The organism is Ruegeria sp. ABD4_443 (genome assembly GCF_056160865.1).
This window is the reverse complement of sequence record NZ_JBSWYA010000004.1, coordinates 94,609-117,705: the sequence shown is the minus strand read 5'-3', so window position 1 is coordinate 117,705 and position 23,097 is coordinate 94,609. Positions and strand designations below refer to the sequence as shown.

General features: G+C 64.0%; 15 protein-coding genes. 8 read left to right on the top strand and 7 right to left on the bottom strand.

Going from position 1 to position 23,097, the window contains the following annotated elements:
• The first annotated feature begins 89 nt into the window (after positions 1-89).
• The 3 genes from ACXAG8_RS09515 to yaaA all read left to right on the top strand — a co-directional run bounded on the left by ACXAG8_RS09515 (position 90) and on the right by yaaA (position 3,299).
• The gene (locus ACXAG8_RS09515; RefSeq protein WP_475223627.1) at positions 90-377 is read left to right on the top strand and encodes a YggT family protein; all 288 of its coding nucleotides are present in this window, start codon (positions 90-92) and stop codon (positions 375-377) included.
• A 78-nt stretch (positions 378-455) separates the two neighbouring features.
• Positions 456-2,495: a DNA helicase RecQ gene (recQ, locus tag ACXAG8_RS09510; RefSeq protein ID WP_475223626.1), complete on the top strand. Its 2,040-nt coding sequence runs from the start codon at positions 456-458 to the stop codon at positions 2,493-2,495.
• 33 nt (positions 2,496-2,528) lie between these two features.
• The gene (gene yaaA, locus ACXAG8_RS09505) at positions 2,529-3,299 is read left to right on the top strand and encodes a peroxide stress protein YaaA (protein ID WP_475223625.1); all 771 of its coding nucleotides are present in this window, start codon (positions 2,529-2,531) and stop codon (positions 3,297-3,299) included.
• Here the strand turns inward: yaaA and ACXAG8_RS09500 are convergent.
• Both ACXAG8_RS09500 and ACXAG8_RS09495 read right to left on the bottom strand, forming a co-directional pair.
• Positions 3,290-3,751 (bottom strand): VOC family protein, encoded by a 462-nt coding sequence (locus ACXAG8_RS09500; protein WP_475223624.1) that lies wholly within the window; start codon positions 3,749-3,751, stop codon positions 3,290-3,292. The two genes, yaaA and ACXAG8_RS09500, sit on opposite strands and share 10 nt — an antisense overlap.
• 9 nt (positions 3,752-3,760) lie before the next feature.
• On the bottom strand, positions 3,761-5,974 hold the full coding sequence (locus ACXAG8_RS09495; protein ID WP_475223623.1) for a response regulator: 2,214 nt from the start codon (positions 5,972-5,974) through the stop codon (positions 3,761-3,763).
• A 113-nt stretch (positions 5,975-6,087) separates the two neighbouring features.
• Here ACXAG8_RS09495 and ACXAG8_RS09490 point away from each other — a divergent pair, with 113 nt between their 5' ends.
• Positions 6,088-11,514 (top strand): alpha-2-macroglobulin family protein, encoded by a 5,427-nt coding sequence (locus ACXAG8_RS09490; protein ID WP_475223622.1) that lies wholly within the window; start codon positions 6,088-6,090, stop codon positions 11,512-11,514.
• Between the two features lie 39 nt (positions 11,515-11,553).
• Positions 11,554-13,590 carry a penicillin-binding protein 1C gene (gene pbpC / locus ACXAG8_RS09485; protein WP_475223621.1) on the top strand — a complete coding sequence of 679 codons (2,037 nt, stop codon included), beginning with the start codon at positions 11,554-11,556 and terminating at the stop codon, positions 13,588-13,590.
• 12 nt (positions 13,591-13,602) lie between these two features.
• Here pbpC and ACXAG8_RS09480 read toward each other — a convergent pair whose 3' ends face one another.
• Genes ACXAG8_RS09480 through ACXAG8_RS09465 form a run of 4 tightly spaced genes read right to left on the bottom strand, consistent with a single transcriptional unit; the run spans position 13,603 to position 20,280 of the window.
• Entirely contained in the window at positions 13,603-15,645 is a 2,043-nt protein-coding gene (locus tag ACXAG8_RS09480; RefSeq protein WP_475223620.1) for a hypothetical protein, read from the bottom strand.
• On the bottom strand, positions 15,642-18,404 hold the full coding sequence (locus tag ACXAG8_RS09475; protein ID WP_475223619.1) for a DUF4159 domain-containing protein: 2,763 nt from the start codon (positions 18,402-18,404) through the stop codon (positions 15,642-15,644). Before ACXAG8_RS09475 ends, ACXAG8_RS09480 begins: the two co-directional genes overlap by 4 nt.
• Positions 18,401-19,276: a DUF58 domain-containing protein gene (locus ACXAG8_RS09470; RefSeq protein WP_475223618.1), complete on the bottom strand. Its 876-nt coding sequence runs from the start codon at positions 19,274-19,276 to the stop codon at positions 18,401-18,403. The genes ACXAG8_RS09475 and ACXAG8_RS09470 overlap by 4 nt, the downstream gene beginning before the upstream one ends.
• A complete protein-coding gene (locus ACXAG8_RS09465) occupies positions 19,273-20,280 on the bottom strand; it encodes an AAA family ATPase (protein WP_475223617.1) in 1,008 nt (335 codons plus the stop codon). Before ACXAG8_RS09465 ends, ACXAG8_RS09470 begins: the two co-directional genes overlap by 4 nt.
• A 64-nt stretch (positions 20,281-20,344) precedes the next feature.
• On the opposite strand from ACXAG8_RS09465, the gene ACXAG8_RS09460 reads away from it, so the two are divergent.
• Positions 20,345-20,926: a DUF1285 domain-containing protein gene (locus tag ACXAG8_RS09460; RefSeq protein ID WP_475223616.1), complete on the top strand. Its 582-nt coding sequence runs from the start codon at positions 20,345-20,347 to the stop codon at positions 20,924-20,926.
• Here the strand turns inward: ACXAG8_RS09460 and ACXAG8_RS09455 are convergent.
• Positions 20,923-21,858 carry a DMT family transporter gene (locus ACXAG8_RS09455; RefSeq protein ID WP_475223615.1) on the bottom strand — a complete coding sequence of 312 codons (936 nt, stop codon included), beginning with the start codon at positions 21,856-21,858 and terminating at the stop codon, positions 20,923-20,925. The two genes, ACXAG8_RS09460 and ACXAG8_RS09455, sit on opposite strands and share 4 nt — an antisense overlap.
• A 179-nt stretch (positions 21,859-22,037) precedes the next feature.
• Here ACXAG8_RS09455 and ACXAG8_RS09450 point away from each other — a divergent pair, with 179 nt between their 5' ends.
• Positions 22,038-22,790: a hydroxypyruvate isomerase family protein gene (locus ACXAG8_RS09450; protein WP_475223614.1), complete on the top strand. Its 753-nt coding sequence runs from the start codon at positions 22,038-22,040 to the stop codon at positions 22,788-22,790.
• A 73-nt stretch (positions 22,791-22,863) separates the two neighbouring features.
• Positions 22,864-23,094, top strand: a complete 231-nt coding sequence (locus tag ACXAG8_RS09445) for a DUF2798 domain-containing protein (RefSeq protein WP_475223613.1) — start codon at positions 22,864-22,866, stop codon at positions 23,092-23,094.
• Positions 23,095-23,097 lie beyond the last annotated feature (3 nt).

The following is a 23,097-nucleotide window of genomic DNA, read 5'->3' as shown; positions in this document are numbered from 1 at the left end:
TGGCCCAATTCGCAAGCGTTCAGTTGGTACAGTCTTGCTCTTTGGCGTGTGTGTGCTTAGGTCTCTTTCGGTGAAAGAACGGAGCACCCATGCAATCTCTTTTCGAAATCTTGCAAATGCTACTGAGCCTTGTTTGGTTTATAGTCATTGCTCATGTGATCATGAGCTGGCTGATCAACTTCCAGGTGCTCAACCTTCATCAGCAGTTCGTCGCGCAGATTTGGTATGGCCTGAACCGCATACTCGAACCAATATATGGGCCAATTCGACGTCTCTTACCACCGATGGGTGGATTGGACTTGGCGCCGTTGATCGTACTGATTGGTGTCTTTTCCCTGCGCATCATACTCGCCAACAATATGACGCACTTCTACTGACCTCTTGTTCACCGATTCTTAGTATGTGATTGTCCTGTCTCAAGAGCAGACAAACCTTAAAACAGGGCACACCCGCATATGTTTGACGCCGCGCCGATGCTGCGAGATGTCTTTGGATTCGACGCCTTCCGCCCCGGTCAGGAGGAAATCGTCGATGCCGTGACGGCGGGCGAAAACGTGTTGGCGATCATGCCGACGGGCGGCGGCAAATCCTTGTGTTTTCAATTGCCTGCGCTGATGCGCGAGGGGGTCACGGTGGTGATCTCTCCGCTTATTGCGCTGATGCGCGACCAGGTCCGCGGCCTGCAGGAAGCTGGTGTTGCGGCGGGTGCCCTGACCTCGGGCAACACGCCCGAGGAAACCGACGCGGTATGGGAGGCGTTGGAGGCCGGGCGGCTCAAGCTGCTTTATATGGCGCCCGAACGTTTGGCGGCGGGCTCTGCGCTGGGCATGCTGCGGCGGATCAATGTCAGCCTGATCGCGGTGGACGAGGCGCATTGCGTCAGCCAATGGGGCCACGATTTCCGCCCTGACTATCTTCGGATCGGAGAGCTGAGGCGCGCCCTGAACGTGCCGCTGGCCGCCTTTACCGCGACAGCAGATGCGGAAACACAGGACGAGATTGTCGAGAAACTGTTCGATGGCACGCCGCCGCAAAAGTTTCTGCGCGGCTTTGACCGGCCCAATATCCATCTGGCCTTTGCCGCCAAGGACGGGCCGCGCAAGCAGATCCTTGATTTCGCCGCTGCCCGCAAAACCCAATCCGGCATCGTCTATTGCGGCACCCGCAACAAGACCGAGGTTCTGGCCAGGGCTCTGCGCGACGAAGGGCATTCGGCCTGCCACTATCACGGCGGCATGGACCCCGAGGACCGACGCATCGTCGAAACCCGTTTTGCGCGCGAGGACGGGCTGATCGTCGTCGCCACCGTGGCCTTCGGCATGGGCATCGACAAACCCGATATCCGCTGGGTTGCCCATGCGGACCTGCCCAAATCCATCGAGGCTTATTACCAGGAAATCGGCCGCGCCGGGCGCGATGGCGCCCCCGCCGAAACCCTGACCCTGTTCGGCCCCGACGACATCCGCCTGCGTCGATCCCAGATCGACGAGGGGTTAGCCCCGCCCGAGCGTCGCATGGCCGATCACGCCCGGCTGAACGCCCTGCTGGGCCTGGCCGAGGCGCTGGTCTGCCGCCGTCAGACCTTGCTGGGCTATTTCGGTGAACGGGCCGAACCCTGCGGCAAATGCGATTTGTGCGACAGCCCCCCGCAGGTGTTCGACGGCACCACGCCCGTCCGCATGGCCCTGTCCGCGATCCTGCGCACCGAGGAATGGTTCGGGGCCGGCCACCTGATCGACATTCTTCTGGGCAACGAGACCGACAAGATCCGCGCGCGGCGCCATGATGCCTTGTCCACCTATGGCATCGGCAAAGAATGGTCGCGCCCGCAATGGCAGGCCATATTCCGACAGATGATGGGCCATGATCTGGTGCGCCCCGACCCCGAACGCCACGGCGCACTGCGCATGACCGAGGCCGCCAAGCCGATCCTCAAGGGCGAGGCACAGATCAACCTGCGCAAAGACACGATCCGCAAGGCCACGCGGCGGCCTGCCGTCAAGGCGATGGTCTCTGACGAGGATGCGCCGCTGTTGTCCGCGCTCAAGGCCAAGCGGCGGGCCCTGGCCGAGGCGGCCCGCGTTCCGGCCTATGTCATCTTTCCCGACCGGACCCTGATCGAAATGGCGGAAACCCGTCCCGCCACACTGGACGACATGGCCCGGATCAGCGGGATCGGCGCGAAAAAGCTCGAACGATATGGCAGCACCTTCCTTGAGGTGCTGACCGGCGCGGTCGAAGAGGTGCACCCCGCCCGTCGCAAGCTTGCCGGGCGTGACCAGGGCGGTATCTATGACCGCCTGCTCGAAGTTCAGTCACAGTTGTCACGCGGCCCCGACGGGATCGACAAGCCGCTGACCTGCTCGGCCTCGCAACTGGCCAAGGTGGCGCAATTGCGTAGCGATGACCCGCGCGCGATTGAACAGGTGCTGGGCGACCGGCGGCACGAACGGTTTGGCGCCGCCTTTCTGGACGTGCTGCGACAGGCGGGCTAGACACGGCCCATCAGGCAAGAGACGAGGGCGGATATGCTGGTAGTGATTTCCCCGGCCAAACGGCTGGACTGGGCAGAGCGGGATTTCGCGGTCACGCAGCCCGACTTTCAGGACGACGCGGTCCGGCTGTCGAAAACCGCCCGCAACCTCACTTTGGGTGACCTGAAAAAACTGATGGACCTCAGCGATGATCTGGCCCGCCTGAACCGGGACCGCTATCGCGCTTTTGCCGCCACGCCTGAGGCCACGGCGACGCGCCCTGCTGCGCTGGCCTTTGCAGGGGACACCTATCAGGGGCTAGAGGCCGGGTCACTGGAGGCTGACGAACTGGCCTGGGCCCAGGATCATCTGCGTATCCTGTCGGGCCTGTACGGTCTGTTGCGTCCGCTTGACGCGATCCAGCCTTACCGGCTGGAAATGGGCAGCAGGCTGAAAACCCGGCGGGGTAAGAACCTGTACGACTATTGGCGCGACCAGCTGAGCAGGGCGCTGAATGCGCAAGCCGAAAGTATCGGCAGCGCCGTCCTGGTGAACTGTGCCAGTCAGGAATATTTCGGTGCAGTAGACCCGAAAGCCCTGAAATTGCGCGTCATCACACCAGTTTTCATGGAGGACAAAGGCGGCAAGCCCAAGGTCGTCAGCTTTTTCGCCAAGAAAGCACGCGGGGCAATGGCGCGGTTTGTCATCCAAAAGCGCCTGACCGACCCGTCCGGCCTGTTGGATTTCGACCTTGGGGGCTATGCGTATCAGCCTGATCTGTCGGATGTGGACAAACCGGTATTCCTGCGCCCCTATCAGGCCTGATCCAGCATCGAAGGGTCATAGGCGACCAGTTCGACCGTGTTGCCCTCGGGGTCCTGGGTGAAGATGCCGCGCCATCCGATCCAGCTGAACTGCTCGATCCGATAGGGCTGGCCGATCCTGTCATACCAGCGCATCGCCGCCTCTTGTTCGGCAAATGGCAAGGACAGCGCGATGTGATGCAGTGACGACCCCGCCCCGGTCGCCGGGGCGCTGCCGCCCGGCCCGTTCCGGTCGGAATCGGGGCCCGGCGCTTGCTGAAACAGGGCCAATACCTGGGTATGCCCGCCAAACCCTTCGGCAATGCGAAAGAAGGTGATGGCGCTGGTGCGGTTACCGCGCAGACGCTGCAACCCGATCACGTCCTCGTAGAACGCAACCATCTTGTCCATATCGGCGCAGCGAATGGCGATTTCGCCCAGCGCACGGGGACGAAAGCCTCGGTCCTTATCCATGCAGATACCCTAAGCGCCGGCAGCCGGATCGGCAATGACGGGCCGGGCGTCCTTGGGGCAATGGTCTTCGATCATCTGGCAGATCAGCTTTTTGTGCAAAGGCTTGGTCAGATAATGATCCAGCCCGGCCGCCAGAATACCCTGATCGTCCCCGGCCATCGCATGGGCCGTCAGCGCGACGACCGGAACATGCCGGCCCGTTCCGACTTCGATCCGGCGAATCTCGGCCGTGGCCTGTTTGCCATCCATCTTTGGCATCGAAATATCCATGAAAATCAGATCAGGATCAAAGTCGGAATAGGCATCAACCGCCTCGACCCCGTTGGCGACAAAGCGGAGTTCGATATCAAGGTCCTTGGTCATCTTGCCAAGAATCAGTTGGTTGGTCCGGTTGTCTTCTGCTGCAAGCACGCGCATCTGCCGTTGACCGGCCTGCGCCTGAGGGGGCTGGGCATCGACCGTTTCGCTCTCGGGCGGCTGCCCCGGCGCAAACAAGGGTGTGTCCAGCGCCATCAGGCGTGAATACAGCTCGGCCCGCGGAATGGGTTTTTGCAGGACACCTTCGATCAGGCGATGTGCAGGGTCGGCATGGATCAGACCCGGATTGGCCGACATGATCACGATCGGAACATCGCCCCAGCCCCGATCCCGCAGCGTCGTTGCAAGCTCCAACCCGTCCATATCGGGCAGGTCATGGTCGCACAGCACAAGGCCGACCGTGTCATCCACCGCCTTCAGCGCCTCTGACCCCGATGCGCACACGGTGACGCGTGACCCCAAGCGGCTGAGTTGCTTGGTCAGAATGGCCCGGTTGACGGCCAGATCCTCGACCACGACGACATGTTGCAGCCGCCCGGCCAAATCCGGCGGCGCCGGTTGCGGCCCTTCGGCGGTTGGCAACTGAACCCGGAACCCGAAGCAGGACCCGACGCCCGGATCGCTTTCGACCCAGACCGTGCCGCCCATCATCGTGATCAGACGTTTGGTGATGGCAAGGCCAAGGCCGGTGCCTTCGAACTGCCGGTTCTGTGCATCCTCAACCTGATTGAACTCGCCGAATATATGGGCGATCTTGTCCGGGTCGATCCCGATCCCGGTGTCTTCGATGGCCACGTGAATGTCACAGCTCTGCGCCTCGGCGCTGGGGACACCGGTCACCCGGATCAGCACATGACCGTCTGACGTGAATTTCACCGCATTCCCAACGAGGTTCGTCAGTATCTGCCGTACCCGCCCCGGATCGCCGACAAACAGCGTCGGCAGGAACAGGTCATAATCGACCAGCAAGGTCAGCCCCTTGTCGCGCACGCTGGGCTGCAACAGCATCGCAACCTCAAGAATGCATCTTTCAAGGTCGAACTGTTCGGGGTGGAGCGTCAGCTTCTCCGCTTCGATCTTGGAATAGTCCAGAACGTCGTTGATGATCACCAACAGGGCCTCGCCCGAATTGCGGATCGTGTTGACATATAGTCGCTGCTCTTCGCCCAGCGGGGTTTCCGTCAGCAGTTCCGTCATCCCGACAATCCCGTTCATCGGGGTTCGGATCTCATGGCTCATATTGGCCAGAAAGGCCGATTTGGCCCGGTTCGCGGCCTCGGCCCGTTCGCGGGCGGCGCGCAGCTCGGCCTCGTGCCGGACGGATGATGTGATATTCAGCGCCAGGCTGACCACGTCACCGCCATGTCCGCGTTGATCAATCAGGCGGATATATTGCCCGTTCCACAGCTGGATCACGACCGGATCAGGGGCCGGAGAGGCCCAGCGGCGCGCCATCCGGTCCTGCCAGTCCCGCACCGAGTCCGAGCCGATATCCACGATCCCTTCATGGGTCAGAAGTTCGAGAATTCGCGCATAGGATATGCCCGGCGCGACCTCTTCCAGCCCTTCAAAAACGCTCAGATACGCGGTGTTGGCGCTGATCAGAAGGCCATCGCCGTCGAAAAAGGCAAACCCGTCCTGAATGGTCTGGATCGAATGCCACAGCCTGCGTTCGGCGACTTCGACCTTGGCATGGGCGACGGTCAGGTCGGATTTTACCTTTTCGTTTTCGCCCCGGACGGTTTCAACCTCGGCCTGGGTTTCGCCGATGCGTTTGGTCAGGGCGATGGCGTGGCGGCCAAGCTTGCGGTTGGCTGCCGACAATTCGGCCTGTTTCAGGTCAAGCATCCGCTCGGCCGCAAGACGGGCGCGTCTTTCCTGCGCCAATTTTTCAGCAAGGCTCATGATCGTGATCCCGGGTCGTTTGCAGGCAGCATTCCCGGATTGCGTGAAAAAGTGCTTAAGCCGTTGCAATAAGCCGCCGCCCCGTGCAACCCTGCCCGAAATAGGAGGTCGTCATGCGCCGCTTTGTTTTGATTTCAATCACTTTTATTCTGATGCTTGCCGTTCAGGTCACCCAAGGCATGGCCCAGCAAGCCGCGCCCGAGTTCCGTTTTCTCAGCACCCGCGACACCGATTTTTACGGGTCGGACCTGGACGCGTTATTCGACACTGATCTGCGGTCATGTATCCAGGCCTGTGCCGCCAATGACCGCTGCACGGCCTTCACCTATAACACCCGGTCCGATGCCTGTTTTCCCAAAAGCGGCGTAAACCGGCAAGAGGCGTATTCGGGCGCGCTGTCCGCCCTCAAGCTGCCCACTCCGGCGGCCGTGCGAAACCTGGCCCGCGACCGGGCACAGGCACTGGAGGTGCTGGGCGACGCGGACCTAAAGCGCGCCACGCAGCAAGCCCGCGACCTGGGGTTCCTGCACATGGCAGGTGGCTATGATCTGGACACCGTTCTTGCGTCAATGCGGGCGGCTTCAGGCCCGACACAGGCGATGCAATGGGCGGGTGTCGCCGTGGCGTTCAGCGACCGGGCCGATCTTTGGGTGGAATATGCCCGCCTGCTGCTGGCGATAGACCCGTCAGGCTGGTCCGAGAAACGCGAAATGCGCAACCGCGCGCTCAGCGCTGCGATCAACGGGTATCTGCGTTCGGATACGGACGGGGCTCAGATCGCCGCGCTGATGACGCTGGCCGATGCGCTGGACGCGGCGGATCGCGGGCGGGACATGATACCCGCGTTGCGGCTGGCGGATGCGATACAACCGCGCCAGGACGTGCAGGCCGCGCTGGGCCGTGCGATTGCCAAATACGGGTTCCGCGTTGTCGACAGCAGCGTCGAAAGCGACGCCGCAGCGCCGCGAATCTGCATCGAGTTTTCAGAACCTCTGGTCAAGGCCGGGGTGGATTACGACCCCTATGTTCAGCGCGCTGACAGCGGGTTGGTGGTTCAGGTCGACCAGCGGCAATTGTGCGTTGACGGTGTCGCGCATGGCAGCCGGTACCGCGTGACGCTGCGCGCGGGGCTGCCATCGGCCTCGGGCGAAGCGCTGCACCGCGATGTCGAGCTGACACATTACGTTCGGGACCGAGCGCCTTCGGTCCGGTTCCCGGGCCGCAGCTATGTCCTTCCCAGAACGGCAGAGGCGGCCTTGCCGGTCGAGACGGTCAACACGACGGGTCTGGACCTGACGCTGCGCCGCGTCAGCGACCGTAACCTGCTGCGCGCGGTACAGCAGGATTTCTTTGGGCGACCGCTCAGTTCGTGGGAAGAAGACGAATTTTCGGACCAGATCGCACAGGACATCTGGACCGGGACTGCGACGGTTGCCATGCAGTTGAACCAGGACATGACCGCGCGCCTGCCCATGGCGCAGGCCATCGCGGACCAGCCGCCGGGGATATACGCGCTGACCGCCCGTATTCCGGGCAGCGACCCCGATGACGCGCCTGCTGCCACGCAGTGGTTCGTCCTGTCGGACCTGGGCCTCAGCACCGCGTTGGGCACGGACGGGCTTCATGTCACGGTGCGCAGCCTTCAGAACGCAACCGCGCGCGAGGGCGTCACGCTTTCGTTGATATCCAACGCAAATGCGGTGCTTGGCACGGCCGAGACCGACGCCGCCGGCTATGCCCGGTTCGACCCCGGCCTGACCCGCGGCAAAGGCGCAAGCGCGCCGGCCCTGGTCATGGCTCAGGGTCAGGACGCGGATTTCAGCTTTCTGTCGCTGACCGACCCCGCCTTTGACCTGTCCGACAGGGGTGTCGAAGGGCGCGCACCAGCCGGACCGGTCGATGTCTTCATGACCACCGATCGCGGGGCCTATCGCGCGGGGGAGACCATCAATGTGACGGCGCTGACGCGGGATGATCGGGCAAATGCGGTCGAAGGCCTGCCGCTGACCGCCATCCTCTATCGTCCTGACGGCGTCGAATATCGCCGGATCGTATCCGATGGAGGCGTCGCGGGCGGGCATGTCTTTGCTTTGCCGGTCGCCGCTGACGTCCCGCGCGGCGCATGGCGGATCGAGCTCAAATCCGACCCAAAGGCCGCGGCCCTGGCCCGTCAGACCGTTCTGGTCGAGGATTTCCTGCCGGAGCGGATTGATTTCGACCTGTCCCTGCCCGACGCGCCTCTGCGTCCCGGTGACAGCCCGCCGCTGCAGATCACGGCACGCTACCTGTTCGGCGCGCCCGGATCGGACCTGAGCATCGATGGGCAAGTCACCGCGCGCCCGGCTCAGTCCGTGCCCGGTTTCACCGGATACCGCTTTGGTCGCTATGACGCCGACCTGACCACCAAAAGCAGCTATTTCGGCAATGCGCGGACGGATGCCTCGGGCGCGGCAACGGTGGCGGTTGAAATCCCCGAACTGAAAACCGAAGGCACACCGATCGAAGCCACCGTCATTGCGCGGCTGGCCGACGGGTCCGGCCGCCCGGTCGAACGCCGCCTGTCCGTTCCCGTTCTACCGTCGCAGCCGGTCATCGGTATCAAGCCGCTGTTTGACGACGTGATCCCCGAAGGCACCGAAGCGGCGTTTCAGATCGTTGGCCTGGCCCCCGATCTGACCGCGAGCCCGATGCGCCTGCGCTGGACCCTCAACCGCGTGGAAACGCGCTATCAGTGGTATCAGCTTTACGGAAACTGGAACTGGGAACCGACAACCCGCCGCACGCGGATTGCAACCGGCGAGGTCGACCTGGGGACCGAGCCGCTGTCGCTGAGCCAGCCGGTAGACTGGGGGCGCTATGAACTGGTCGTGCAGCGCGTCGACGGAACCTATGCTGAATCGGCGGTGGATTTCTATGCCGGGTGGTACCAGGCGGCAGACGCCTCGACCACGCCGGACCGGCTGGAAATGTCGCTGGATGGCGACAGCTACCGGGTCGGAGACACCGCTCAGCTGCGGATCGTGCCCCGCGCTGCCGGGGTTGCACAGATCGAGGTCCTGTCAAACCGGTTGATCCACCGTCAGATGGTCGAAGTTCAGGCCGGCGAGACCGTGATCCCGCTGGACGTGACCGAGGATTGGGGCGCCGGGGCCTATGTCACGGCGACTGTGATCCGACCCATGGACCCGACGGCAGGTCAGAACCCCAGCCGCGCCATGGGGATTGCCCATGCCAGTATCGACGCGGCCGCACAAAAGCTGGACGTGGTTATCGATGTTCCTGAAACCGCCAGCCCACGAAAGACCGAAAAAGCCCGTATCAGGGTCGAAAATGCCACACCGGGTGATCCGGTATGGCTGACACTGGCCGCGGTCGATGTGGGTATTCTGAACCTGACCGGGTTCGAAAGCCCGGACCCGCAAGGCTATTACTTTGGCCAACGGCGGTTGGGCGTTGAACTGCGCGACGTTTACGGGCGCCTCATCGACGGGATGAACGGGGCAATGGGCTCGGTCCGGTCGGGCGGCGACAATGATGCCGGCATGCGGCGGCAATCTCCGCCCCCGACACAGGACCTGATGGCGGTGTTCAGCGGTCCGGTTCAGCTTGGGTCGGACGGCACGGTCGAGTTGGACATTCCGCTGCCCGCCTTCAACGGAACCGTGCGCCTGATGGCTGTCGCATGGTCCGGCACGGCAGTGGGGCAGGCGCAGGCCGACATGATCGTCCGCGATCCGGTTGTCGTCACCGCCAGCCTGCCGCGTTTCCTGGCCCCCGGCGATCAAAGCAGGATGCTGCTTGAGATCGTGCACGCCGACGGCCCGGCGGGCGAGATGACACTGGGCATTTCCAGTTCCGGCGGGCTTGACCTGGGACCGGTTCCAACCCGTGTCGAATTGCAACCCGGCGGCAAGGCGGTTTTCGAGGTTCCTTTGCAGGCAAACGCGGTCTCGGACCCCGAAATCACCGTTGCGCTGACCACGCCGGATGGGCGCGACCTGGCGCAGACCTTCCGCCTGCCGGTGCGGGCAAACGACCCTGTTGTGGCACAGACCCGCCGGTTTGCGCTGGGGTCGGGCGACAGCTTCCTGTTCTCGCAGGATGTGTTCGACGGCTTTCAGCCGGGCACAGCCCGTGCAACGCTTACGGCAGGGCCCTTGGCGAAATTCGACACGCCGGGGCTGTTGAACCAACTGGACCGCTATCCCTATGGCTGCACCGAACAGGTGACCAGCCAGGCCATGCCGCTGCTGTACCTGTCATCGGTTGCCGAGGCTTCTGGGCTGGGCTCTGGCCCGGCCATCGACCTGCGCATCGGCGCGGCAATCCGGTCCGTACTGACCCGGCAGGCCGCCAACGGAGCCTTTGGCCTGTGGTATGCCCAAAGCGGCGATTTCTGGCTGGACGCCTATGTTACGGACTTCCTGTCCCGCGCCCGCGCCAGCGGCCATGACGTCCCGGACCGGGCGTTTGCGCAGGCAATGGACAACCTGCGCAACCGCATCAACTATGCCCCCGATTTCGACGCGGGCGGACAGGATATCGCCTATGCGCTGATGGTCCTGGCGCGCGAAGGCGGCGCCTCGATGGGTGATCTGCGGTATTACGCTGACGTCAAAGGGGATGCCTTTGACACCCCGATGGCCGCAGCGCAGCTTGGCGCGGCGCTGGCGTCTTATGGCGACCAGACCCGCGCAGACGAGATGTTTGTCCGGGCCAGCGCGATGCTGACCCGTGCACCGGCAGAAAACCAATCCGCCTGGCGGGCCGATTATGGAACCGATCTGCGCGATGCCGCGGGCCTGCTGACGCTTGCAACCCATTCCGGCACCGAGGCCATCGACCGCGACGCGCTGATCCAACGCGTCAGCGCCGGTGGCGCGCATCTGTCCACGCAAGAGGCCGCATGGTCCCTTTTGGCCGCGCATGCGCTGATCTCGGACCCCGAACATTCGGGCCTTTTGGTAAATGGCGCCCCGGTTGACGGACCCTTTGTCCAGGTTCTGCAAACCGGGCAGAACGATGTCCTGAACATCTCGGCCCAGGGTGCGCAGCCTGCCGATATCACCCTGACCGTCACCGGTATCCCCGACGTTCCGCCCGCTGCCGGCGGCTCGGGGTTCCAGATCGAGCGGGAGTATTATTCGCTGGACGGCGCGGTTCTGGACCCGACGGGTTTTGACACCGGGGACCGGTTTGTCACGGTTCTGACCGTCACCCCGTTCGAGGATGGCGGCGCAAGGCTGATGATCGACGACCCGCTTGCCGCCGGGATCGAGATCGACAACCCCAGCCTTCTGCGCTCAGGCGATGTTCGGTCGCTGGACTGGCTCGACCTGACGCCCGCCCTCCATGCCGAGTTCCGGTCGGACCGGTTCCTGGCGGCGGTCGACGCCTTTGGTCGCGGCCCGGTAACGCTGGCCTATGTCGCCCGAGCGGTCACGCCAGGCGAATTCCATCATCCGGCCGCGTCGGTCGAAGATATGTATCGCCCGCAAAACCGGGCGCGCACGGATACCGGCCGGATATCGATCGAATGACCAGGGCTGGCCCTGTTCCCGTGACGGCGGACCAGCGCCATGCCTAGGCCCGCGCGCCTGTTGCTTGCCCTTGCCGGGGCCCTGTACATTGCAGGCTTTGCGCGCGATCGGGCCGACGACTGGATCACCGCAACCCGGCTGCCGCCGGTGCTGGCGGAAACCTCGGTCGAGATGCGCGACCGGAACGGCGCCTTGCTGCGCGCATTTCCTATGGCCGACGGCATATGGCGGCTTCGCCCCGGCCCGGTCGACCCGCAGTTTGTCGACATGCTGGTGCGCTATGAAGACAAGCGGTTCTGGTCCCATAACGGCGTGGACCCCACCGCCCTGCTGCGCGCGGCGGGGCAGTCGCTGCGGGCCGGACGTACGGTGTCCGGCGGCTCGACCCTGACGATGCAGGTCGCGCGGCTGATCGAAGACGGTCCGACCGGACGCTGGAGCGGGAAGCTGCGCCAGATCCGCGTGGCCCTGGCGCTGGAAAGGCGCTTTACCAAGCATCAGATCCTGACCCTCTACCTGACCCACGCGCCCTATGGCGGCAATCTCGAAGGGGTCCGGGCCGGGGCGCGGGCGTGGTTCGGGAAAGACCCCGTTCGCCTGACGCCCGCCCAGGCCGCCCTGTTGGTGGCCCTGCCCCAATCGCCCGAGGCACGACGGCCCGACCGGCACCCGCGCGCCGCCCGAACCGCCCGTGACCGCGTCCTGCAACGCATGGCCCGGCAGGGTGAGTTGACCCAACAGGAAGCCCGCGCCGCCCAGACCGACCCTGTGCCCGCGCGGATGAGGTCTTTCCCCCGGCTTGCGCCCCATCTGACAGAACGCACGCGCCAGATGCTGCCGCAGGCCGGACCCCACGACCTGACCCTGGATGCCGGGCTCCAGGCCCGGTTAGAGCCGCTGGTGGCACAGACCGCATTCGATGCAGGCGACCGGGTATCCGCAGCGCTGATCGCGGTCGACTATCACACCGGCGAAATCCTGGCTTCGGTCGGGTCGGCGGGGTATGCGGATGCGCGGCAGGGGTTCGTGGACATGACCCGCGCCCTGCGCTCGCCCGGCTCGACCCTGAAACCTCTGGTCTATGGGCTGGCCTTCGATCAGGGGCTGGCCCACCCCGAAACGCTGATCAGCGACAGCCCCGTGATGTTTGGCCGCTATGCCCCGCGCAATTTTGACGGCATTTTTCGCGGGGATGTTCGGGTACGGGACGCGCTGCAAATGTCGCTGAACATTCCTGTCGTAAGGCTGACCGACGCCTTGGGGCCTGCCCGCGTCATGGCGGCCCTGCGCAACGCGCGAACCGATCCGCAATTACCGGGCGGCACGCCGGGGCTGGCCATTTCCCTTGGCGGCGTGGGGATCAGCCTGCATGACCTCGTCCAGCTTTACACGGCAATCGCAGCCGGGGGGCAGGGCCCCGGCCTGCACCATCTGGCACTGGCCCAGACAGCCCCGACCGCGCGTATCCTTTCAGACACCGCCGCATGGCAAGTGGCGGATATCCTGACGGGCCTTGCACCGCCGCCCGGCGCGCGGCCGGACATTCTGGCCTATAAAACCGGAACGTCCTATGGGCACCGGGACGCCTGGGCCATCGGGTTTGACGGCCGGCATGTGATCGGCGTGTGGCTGGGCCGCGCGGATGGCACACCGGTTCCGGGCGCGTTTGGCGGCGATCTGGCCGCTCCGCTGCTGTTTGACGCTTTTGGCCACATCGCCCCGGATTTCACGGCCCTGCCACCGCCACCGCCCGCGACCTTGCTTGTCGGCGCCGCGCAACTGCCGCCACCCCTGCAACGCTTTCGCCCCCGAACCACCGCATTCGACAGCGCCGCTGCGGCCCCTCGCATGTTGTTTCCCCCCGAAAATGCCGTGTTAGAGACACAAGGCGCGCCACTGACCGTAAAACTGCGCGGCGGAACCGGCCCGTTTTCGGTTCTGGCAGATGGCGTGCCGGTCGTGACCGGACAGCGGCAGCGGGAATTTGAGATCCCCAATCCGGGGCCGGGATTTGCTGCGCTGGTGGTCGTGGACGCCACCGGGCGGTCCGACAGGGTGCGGGTGCGGATCGACTGACGATGGGCGCGCCTAGCTGCGGCCTTCGCGCAGCCATCCGCCCAGAAGGAAACCGCCCGCCAAGACCAGAACCAGCCAGGGCGGCAGCAACCCGGCCTGTGTGACATCGCGTGTCTCATAAGCGTTGCGGGGCGTAATTCCGATCCAGCCGCGCCCCGCCGCGGGCCGCCCGGCGCGAGTGTTGCGGATGGCAGGTACGCCGTCTTCCAGCGCCATGACACCCCCACGCAAGGGCGACAGGACCGGGTCCAGAATTTCGCCGGTGGCAATCGTGCGCTCGAACTCTTTCGGGGCGGCTGGCCCCAGGCCGATCACGGCGGATTGTTCACCTTCCTGCAAACGGTAAAGCCCGATCTCGGGGCCGGTGAACAGGGCCTCGAACCGGCCCGGAGACACTTCGGTCAGGGTGATCTCGCGCGTTTCGCCATTGGGCAGCGTGATGGTGACCGGCCCGACCTCGTTTTCAAGCGACTGGCGAATGATGCGCATTGTTTGCCCGTTGGCCTCGGCCCACAGCGCCTCTTCTTCCAGTTCGGGCTCTTTCATCATCCAATGCGCCAGCCTGCGCAGCAGTTCCAGCTGAGGCCCGCCGCCGTCAAAGCCCCTGCTCCAAAGCCAAGCATGATCCGAGGCCAGCAGGGCCACGCGCCCCTTGCCCACCCTGTCCAGCACCAGCAGCGGGCGGTCATCCTTGCCGGTCATCAGCAACGCGCCGGACCGGTGGATCACGTCGATCTGGCGCAACCACGCCCCCCATGTGTCGGACTGTCCCAGATCCGCAGTGACCGGGTGGCGCTGGCCCAGATCGGTAACCATCGGGACAAAACGGTCCTCGATGACACGCGCCGTCGGATGGGCGGGCACGACCGGCCCCAGGGGCGAACGGAAGATACTGTCGGCGGTGGCAAAATCCGGCCCCGCCGCAATCAGAACCGCGCCACCATCGTTGATATAGTTGTTGACGTTATCCAGATAGATTGCAGGCAGAATGCCGCGCCGTTTGTAGCGGTCGAAGATTATCAGATCAAAGTCGTTGATCTTTTCCAGAAACAGCTCGCGCGTTGGAAAGGCAATCAGGGACAATTCGTCAACCGGCACGCCATCCTGCTTTTCGGGCGGGCGCAGGATGGTGAAATGCACCAGATCGACCGAACTGTCCGATTTCAACAGGTTGCGCCAGGTCCGCCCGCCAGGATGCGGTTCGCCCGAGACAAGCAGCACCCGCAGCCGGTCACGGACCCCGTTCATCTGGATCAAGGCCGTGTTGTTGCGATCGGTCAGCTCTCCCTGGGCTTCGGGCACCGAGAACCGGATGACGTTGCGCCCGCCATGCGGCAGGGTAACCGGCAATTCGACATCCACGCCGACGGGGATGGTGACCTGCTGCGGCGCACCGCCGCCCACCGATATCTCAAGCGGGGCCGAGGCGGCACTGACCGGCGCCGCGCCGCTATCCTCGATCCGCAGGGTCAGGGTCACCGGCTCTCCGATGATGGCAAAGGCGGGTGCATTTCGCACGATCAGCCTGCGGTCCCAGTCGGCGGCGCGGCCGGTCTGCAACAGGTGCATCGGCGCGGGCAGCTCTGGCGCCTGGTCGGCATCATGAACAATCCCGTCGGATATCACGAGGATGCCAGCGATCCGCGCGCGCGGTTCTTCCGCCAGGGCGGTGTTCAGCGCGGTCATCACCTGTGTACCTTCGTCGCCCTCGCCGTCGCCGACGCGAATATGGCGCAGTTCGGTATTGTCCCGCGTCAGGATCGCATCGGCCAGCGCCTCGGCGGCCAGGGATGTCTGCTCGGCCCGGTCCGAAAGCGTCTGGCTGGCGCTTTCATCTTCGATCATCAGAACGATATCCGTCAGCGGGGCACGATCCTCGACCTGATAAACCGGCCCCGACAACGCGGCGACGATCACCGCGACGGCCAACCCGCGCAAGGCCCAGCCCGACAACCCGCGCCACAGCGCCAGCACTATGCCGCCAAGGGCCAGCCCGGCGATGGAAATCAACACGGGCCACGGGATCAGCGGGTCGAATATGACGGTTCCGGTCATTGGCCCAACCTATCCAAAAGAGCAGGCACATGGACCTGGTCGGACTTATAATTCCCGGTCAGCACATGCATCACCAGATTGACGCCAAACCGGTTCGCCAATTCGCGCTGGCGTTCTCCGGCGTAGCCGCGCCCGACGGGCAGCAAGGCCTGGCCATTGCGGTCAACAGCCCAGGCCGCGGCCCAGTCATTGCCGCCAATCACCACCGGCGTGACGTTGTCATTGAGGTTTCGGAACGGCATCCCCTCGATCTGTTCGGCATCCGGCGGGGCGGCTTCGACCCAGACCTCGGTGCCGACGTAACGGCCCGGAAAATCCTGCAACAGATAGAAGGCTCGTGTCAGGACGTGATCACGCGGAACAGGCTCTAACGCGGGGATATTCAGAGGCCCGGCCAGGGTTTGCAACTTGCGGCCATTGGGGCTTGAGGCGCCGAAACCGGCGATGTCGCCGTCCCGCGTATCGAACAGAATCATCCCGCCCGACCGCAGATAAGCGTTCAGCTTGGCATAAGCCGCCGCCGATGGTTGCGGCTGATCGGGCGTAATCGGCCAGTACAACAGCGGGAAAAAGGCCAGTTCATCGCGTTCAAGGTCCACGCCTATCGGGTCGGCAGGCTCGACCGAAGTGCGGAAATACAGGGTTTGCGCCAGCCCGCGCATCCCGGCCAGTGCGACATCGTCCACCTGGGCATTGCCTGTCAGGACATGCGCCAGCACAAGCTCGTGGGTTGCAGCAAGCGCAAATTCGGTATCGGCGGCATCCTGGGCCTGCGCCTGTGGCACGGCCAGAAGCACGCCCAGCACCAGGGTCGCCGCGCGTGCCAGCCCCAACCGGCCAGACAAAGCCAGCGACGCAACGACATCCGCCGTCAAAAGCAGCAGGGCAAGGCCAAGCAGCAAGCCGCCAAGCGGGGTTTCGGTGCTGACTTCCTGTCCTTTGACCGGCACGTTGGCTGGCCATGTCGCCGGGGTCAGTCCCGCGTCGCCGGATACGGCGTTCAGCGCCAGTTTCTGCTTGCCGCTTTCATAAAGTCCGGGCCTAAGGTCGGGTCCGACCGGGCCGGTCAGCAGGTCAACGCCGTCCACCCCCGCAAGATTGCCCGCATCGGACAGGGCACCAAACCCGTCCAGGATCTGGATCGGTTCCCATGTCGTACCCTGAAGCTGCGCCTCTTGCCGGGTCTTCGCCGCCGAGGCGACCGCCAGGCGGTCCAGCATTTCGACAAACAGACCGGACAGTGGCAAGCTGGACCATTCCGCGTCTGCGGTAACGTGGAACAGAACGACCTGGCCCAATCCCAGCGTCTTGCGGGTGACAAGCGGCGTGCCGTCTGACAGCGACGCGATGACACGATCCGCAAGGTTAGGGTCTGGTTGTGCCATCACCTGCGTGCTGACCACGACATCGGCCGGGATACCGAGGCCGTAAAACGGCGAGTCCTCGTCAAACGGCGCCAGACCCTTGGCCTCACCCCAGCTCATGGCGCCGCCGACAGATCGCCCGCCGCTGCGCAGGCGGACCGGCAGCAAGGCGTCTTCGCTGTCGCGCCCCAGATCGCTGGCGGCCATGCGCGGCCCGGCAAAGCGCAGCAACAACCCGCCCTGTTCGACCCAGTCCACCAGGCCGTCCTGTTCCGCCGGTGACAAACTGGCCACGTCGGCAAGAACGATAACGTCAGGATTGGCCGGCAGGACATCCGGCAGCGCGCCGTCCAGGAAATCGGCGGTCGGGACCAGGACCTGGGTCAGGTAATGCAGCGGCGACAACAGTTCCAGGCCCTCGCGGTTGCGGGTTCCGGCAATCAGGGCGACCTCGCGGCGGCGCAGGCTGTCATCGGTCAGCGTCACCGCCCCGGCCGAGCGGGTGCCTTCGATTTCAAACCGGGTGATCCGGGCGCGCAATTCCGATGGCAGCGCCAGTTCGACCTCGGCCCGCGTTGCGCCGCTTTCGAAGGCAAGCGCCGTGGATTGCAGCCTGCGCATTGTGCCTGCGGGGTCGCGGCCCATGGCAAGCAGATTGACAGTGGCGGCCGGGCCCGGCGCGGACCGGATCACCGTCAGCTGGATGGCCCCGTCCTTGTAGGTTGCGGGCAGAACGGCCATCACCGGTGCGGCGGACTGATAGACGGTGACCCCGCCACGCGCCTGCAACGCCGACACGATCGCCTCGTGCCCCGCGAATGTGATCTTGTCGCTGAACCAATTGGTGTCGAAACCGCCTTCGACCTGTTCAAGCGCCTGCAGCACCTGGTCGACCTGCAATTCGGTCGGCTGCCAGGGCATCGGGGCCAGGCCGGGCAGACGCCCCCGCCAGGCCTCGGCCGCCTGAAAGACCGGCGGTTCGGGTTCCGTCAGAGGCAGGATCGACACCGGACGGCCCGACCGGCCGGCCTCGATCAGTTGCGCGTCGATCTGGTCCAGCGTGGACGCCCAGCGCCCGGCGCCCGCCCAACTGGCATCAAGCACCAGCAAAAGCGGACCCGACCCCTGCTGATCGCGCGAAGGGTTCAGGACCGGACCGGCCAGCCCTATGATGATCGCCGCAGCGGCCAGCATCCGCAGCAGCAACAGCCACCACGGTGTCCGGTCCGAGACACTTTCGTCGTCCTTCAACCCCAGCAACAGCGTGACCGCAGGGAACAGACGCCGGATCGGCGCAGGCGGCACCGCACGCAGAACCAGCCACAGGATCGGAAGGGTCAGAAGACCCAGCAGAACCCACGGCGCGGTAAAGCCGATACCAGCCAGAACCGTCATCGCGTTCCCCCATCCAGCGCACGATAGAGCCACAACATGGCCATCTGCGCGCTGTCGCCCGTGTGATGCAGCCCCAGTTGCCATCCCGTCGCATGGCAAAGCTGCAACAGGGCATCCTTGCGGCGCGCCATCCGGTCCAGATAGCGTTCGCGCAGCTCTCCGGCTTTCAGGGTTTCGTGACGGACGGTTCCGCCCACGCTTTCAAAGATTGTCCGGCCCTGATAGGGAAAAGTTTCTTCGCCCGGATCGAGAACCTGCATCAGGACACCGCGCACGCCCCGGTCGGCGGCTTTGGTCAGTGCCAGCTCAACCTCGTCCAACGGCCCGAGAAAGTCGGAAATGAACACCGCGCGCGCATGGGGGATCATGGCCCGATGTTCCGGCGGCGCATAATCCGGCGCGGCATCTTCGGACCAGGCCTGTGCAAGGCGAACGATCTGGGCATTGCCACGCCGCGGGGGCAAGGTTGTTCCCGTCAGCCCAACGCGCTCGCCCCCGCGCACCAGCAGAATCGCCGTGGCCAGACCCAGCAGCCGCGCGCGGTCTGCCTTGGTCGGCAGCGACGGACCCGAGGCAAACCGCAAGGATGCCCCCTGATCGACCCACAGCATGATGGATTGCGCAATTTGCCATTCCCGCTCGCGTACGAATTGCTGATCCCCGCGGGCAGAGCGGCGATGGTCGATCATCCGGCGGCTGTCACCGATCTGCGCCGGGCGGTATTGCCAGAAATCATCGCCCAGACCCGACCGCCTGCGCCCGTGATCGCCCAGCAACACCGTGCCCGCAAGATGCTCGGCCCGCGCCAGCAATGGCGGCAGCCGGGACGCCTCGGCCTCGGACCGTTCGCGAAGGGTCAGCGCCGCATTCACGCCGCAGCCTCGGTGCGGATCAGACCGGCGGCGGTGCTGTCAATCAGCTCGGCCAGGCTGTCCCCACGGGCCCGTGCCGCAAAGTTCAGCGCCATGCGATGGCTCAGAACCGGGCGGGCCATATCCAGCACGTCTTCGGCATTTGGCGCCAGACGCCCCTGCAACATCGCGCGGGCACGCACCGTCATCATCAGGGCTTGCGCCGCGCGCGGGCCGGGGCCCCAGGCCACGGTTTCGGCGACCCTTTCGGAAACGCCCGCCTCGTCCGGGCGGAATGCGCGCACCAGATCAAGGATCAGCTCCACGACCGAATCGCCCACCGGCATACGGCGCAACAGCACCTGCGCCGCCAACAACTCGTCCTTGGTAAAGATTTCATGCGCGCTGTCTTCTTCGACCCCGGTTGTCGCCAACAGGATGTCCCGCTCGGTTTCGCGGTCGGGGTAATCCACGTCAATCTGAACCAGGAACCGGTCAAGCTGCGCCTCGGGCAAGGGATAGGTGCCTTCCTGTTCGATCGGGTTTTGCGTTGCCAGAACATGGAAGGGCTGATCAAGGGCACGGTCTTCGCCCGCGACAGTCACGGTGCGTTCCTGCATCGCCTGCAACAGCGCCGATTGCGTTCGCGGGCTGGCACGGTTGATTTCGTCGGCCATCAGCAACTCGCAAAAGATCGGGCCGGGGATGAACCGGAAATGGCGGCTGCCATCCTCGCCGGTATCCAGAACCTCGGATCCCAGGATATCGGCGGGCATAAGATCCGGCGTGAACTGGATGCGGTTTCCGTGCAGGCCCATCACCGTGGACAGGGTTTCGACCAGCCGTGTCTTGCCCAGCCCCGGCAACCCGATCAGCAAAGCATGGCCGCCGCATAGCAACGCCGTCAGGGTCAGGTCCACGACCCGTTCCTGCCCGATGAAGCGGCGGGTGATCGAGGTCTTGGCCTCTTGCAGCTTGTCTTCCAGCGCTTCGATCTCGGATACGAGGTCGGCAGGTTCGGTCATGACTTTCCCTTCCGTGGACTAATATGATTGAAGTGTATCGCGCTGAGAGGAAATGGCAAAAGCAATGAGCGGACAAAAACCTGTGACACCTTCGCCCGATGGTCTGGCGGCCTCGGTCAAATCGGCCAAAACCAAGGGTTTGCCGCCCGTTCACCTGTGGAATCCTCCGTTTTGCGGCGATCTGGACATGCGCATCGCCAAGGATGGGACATGGTTTTATATGGGTTCGCCGATCAACCGGTTCGAGCTTGTGAAGCTTTTTTCGTCAATTCTTAAGAAAGAGGGCGACCAGTACTTTCTTGTGACGCCCGTCGAAAAGGTGGGAATCACCGTCGAGGATGCGCCATTCATCGCCGTTGATTTTGACGTGCAGGGGGATGGCATCGCGCAGGTTCTGACCTTCACCACGCAGGTCGGCGATACGGCCATCGCCGGAGCGGATCACCCAATCCGAATTGTGACAAGCCCTGAAACGGGCACGCCTGTTCCCTATGTCCTGATCCGCCGCAACCTCGAAGCGCGGGTTGATCGCAAAAGCTTTTACAGGCTTTCCGAGCTTGGCGTGGACCATGACGGCTGGTTCGGGGTCTGGTCCCGGGGGGCGTTTTTTGCCCTTGTTCGCTCGGACGAGATGAACGGTTTCTAGGCCGGACAGGGCCGTTCGCGATCTTGCGCCAGAACCACGGCCATGGCCACAATCCCCGCCCCCAGGGCACGGGTCCAGTTCCAGTCATCGCCCAGCACCAGCATGATGACCATGACATAGAACGGCGCCACGTTGATATGGAACGAGGCCAGCGCGACGCCCAGCCGCCCCACCGAGGCAATGAACAGGACCTGGCTCAGGCCCATTGCCAACAGCGAAAAGATCGCAAGCATCCCCAGCTGTTGCCCATCAATTGGTCCCCTCGGCATAACGTCGACGCCGGCCAGGGCGGACCCCAGCATCAATAGGGTTGCGACGACCAGACCACCGGACAGCGAAATCGTGGTTCGGCCAAATTGGCTGAGCCGGGGAAAGTCGCGCGCCGTTGCCATGCTGGCCCAGCAAAACAGGCCCGTGGACACCACTGCACAAGCCGCACCCAGCCCCAGTTGTGCGGGCGCAACCGCGCTGGTGGCAATCACCCCGCCAACAATCGACACCACAACGCCCAGCGCAAAATTCCACCGTAAACGACGGGTGCCCGACGCAAGCTCAAGCAGCGTCGCAACCAGCGGCGCGCACGACGCAATGATCGCCACGGTAACGGGGTCGGTCAGTTTCTGGGCCACGATGATCAGGAACATCCCCGATCCCAGGCCGCCACCGACCAGCAAAGCCCGCCCCCAAGGTGCCCGCAAGACCCGCTCGGGCCCGTCGATCAGAACCCAGATCGGGATCATGAACAGCAGCGCAAAGGCAAACCGCGCGGTGAGCAAAGCGACAGGCGGCCAGCTTTGCAACAGAACCTCGGCCGCCGGGAACCCCGCCGCCCATGTCAGCATCGACGCCATCGCCAGCCCATTCCCCGACAGGGCAGACCGCTGTCGGCCAGACGCAAAAAGGGTATTCCCGCGCGCGGGGTCTGGGCTCATGGCCATTGAAATCAAACCTTCTGTTGGCACGGCGGCTTTGAAATGATTCGCCGTGATGGCCCAAAGGTCACTGATCTGAACCGGGTGATCTGGCCGATTTTCGACAATCTGTCGTTTTCAGTCTCTTTCGCGCGGAAATTTCCAAGACTAATGTCCGATCGCCACGCACCGAGGTTTCAATGCACAGAATTGCCGCAAATATTTCCCTGCTTTTTGGCGAACTGCCATATCTTGACCGGTTTCGCGCAGCGGCCGAGGCCGGATTCGAGGCGGTGGAAATCCTGTACCCCTATGACGTTCCCGCCAAGGAAACCCGCAGGGCGTTGCTGTCAAACGGGCTTGATCTGGTCCTGATCAACGCGCCTCCGCCGAATTACGCGGGCGGAACGCCCGGCTATGCGGCCCTGCCAGACCAGGAAGGCCGGTTTCAATCCGACACGCGCCGCGTTCTGCGCTATGCCGAAATGCTGCGCCCGGCCTTCATTCATCTGATGGCTGGCTACACCCAAGACGCGGCGGCGCTGGATTGCTTTGTGCGCAACCTGCAATGGGCCGCCGATCACGCGCCCGCACAGGCCTTTACCATCGAACCGCTCAACCCCGTTTCAAACCCCGGGTATTTCCTGAACGATTATGCGCAAGCGGCCGAGATCTTGCAGCAGGTCGACCGGCCCAATGTCGGGCTGCAATTTGACAGCTTTCACGCCGACATGATCCATGGCGACCCCGTGGCCGTCTGGGACGCCTACAGTGAACTGGTCTGCCATGTTCAGATCGGCTCTGCGCCGGATCGCACCGAACCCGGACAGGGACGACTGGACTTTCCGGCCCTCCGCGCGGCCATGGCGCAGACCGGGTATGACGGCTGGATCACTGCCGAATACACACCCACAACCGCACTCACCAAATCATCTTTGCAATGGATGGGTTGAATGCGCGCAAATGGCACTGGAATTCATATCTGTTTTATCGCATATGAAGCCAAACCGTCATAAGGAAATCCTCATGCTGCCTGCTCGTTTCGCACCGGTTCTGTTTGGCTTGCTTCTGTCCGGCTTCATGTCGTGCATCGTGACATGCATCGCCACGGTAAAAGAAATTGGCCTGGGCCCGCAGACCCTCGCAAGCTGGATGGGAGCCTGGAGCCTCAGCTGGCCCGTGGCTTTCATCGTTGTCCTTTTCGTGGCGCCCCTGACCCGGCGGCTTGTGGCCTTGCTGGTCCGGTCAGAACCCTGACCA

Coding starts and splice junctions, on each gene's coding strand:
- ACXAG8_RS09515 (WP_475223627.1), top strand. CDS start 90: ATGCAATCTCTTTTCGAAATCTTGCAAATGCTACTGAGCCTTGTTTGG.
- recQ (WP_475223626.1), top strand. CDS start 456: ATGTTTGACGCCGCGCCGATGCTGCGAGATGTCTTTGGATTCGACGCC.
- yaaA (WP_475223625.1), top strand. CDS start 2,529: ATGCTGGTAGTGATTTCCCCGGCCAAACGGCTGGACTGGGCAGAGCGG.
- ACXAG8_RS09500 (WP_475223624.1), bottom strand. CDS start 3,751: ATGGATAAGGACCGAGGCTTTCGTCCCCGTGCGCTGGGCGAAATCGCC.
- ACXAG8_RS09495 (WP_475223623.1), bottom strand. CDS start 5,974: ATGAGCCTTGCTGAAAAATTGGCGCAGGAAAGACGCGCCCGTCTTGCG.
- ACXAG8_RS09490 (WP_475223622.1), top strand. CDS start 6,088: ATGCGCCGCTTTGTTTTGATTTCAATCACTTTTATTCTGATGCTTGCC.
- pbpC (WP_475223621.1), top strand. CDS start 11,554: ATGCCTAGGCCCGCGCGCCTGTTGCTTGCCCTTGCCGGGGCCCTGTAC.
- ACXAG8_RS09480 (WP_475223620.1), bottom strand. CDS start 15,645: ATGACCGGAACCGTCATATTCGACCCGCTGATCCCGTGGCCCGTGTTG.
- ACXAG8_RS09475 (WP_475223619.1), bottom strand. CDS start 18,404: ATGACGGTTCTGGCTGGTATCGGCTTTACCGCGCCGTGGGTTCTGCTG.
- ACXAG8_RS09465 (WP_475223617.1), bottom strand. CDS start 20,280: ATGACCGAACCTGCCGACCTCGTATCCGAGATCGAAGCGCTGGAAGAC.
- ACXAG8_RS09460 (WP_475223616.1), top strand. CDS start 20,345: ATGAGCGGACAAAAACCTGTGACACCTTCGCCCGATGGTCTGGCGGCC.
- ACXAG8_RS09455 (WP_475223615.1), bottom strand. CDS start 21,858: ATGAGCCCAGACCCCGCGCGCGGGAATACCCTTTTTGCGTCTGGCCGA.
- ACXAG8_RS09450 (WP_475223614.1), top strand. CDS start 22,038: ATGCACAGAATTGCCGCAAATATTTCCCTGCTTTTTGGCGAACTGCCA.
- ACXAG8_RS09445 (WP_475223613.1), top strand. CDS start 22,864: ATGCTGCCTGCTCGTTTCGCACCGGTTCTGTTTGGCTTGCTTCTGTCC.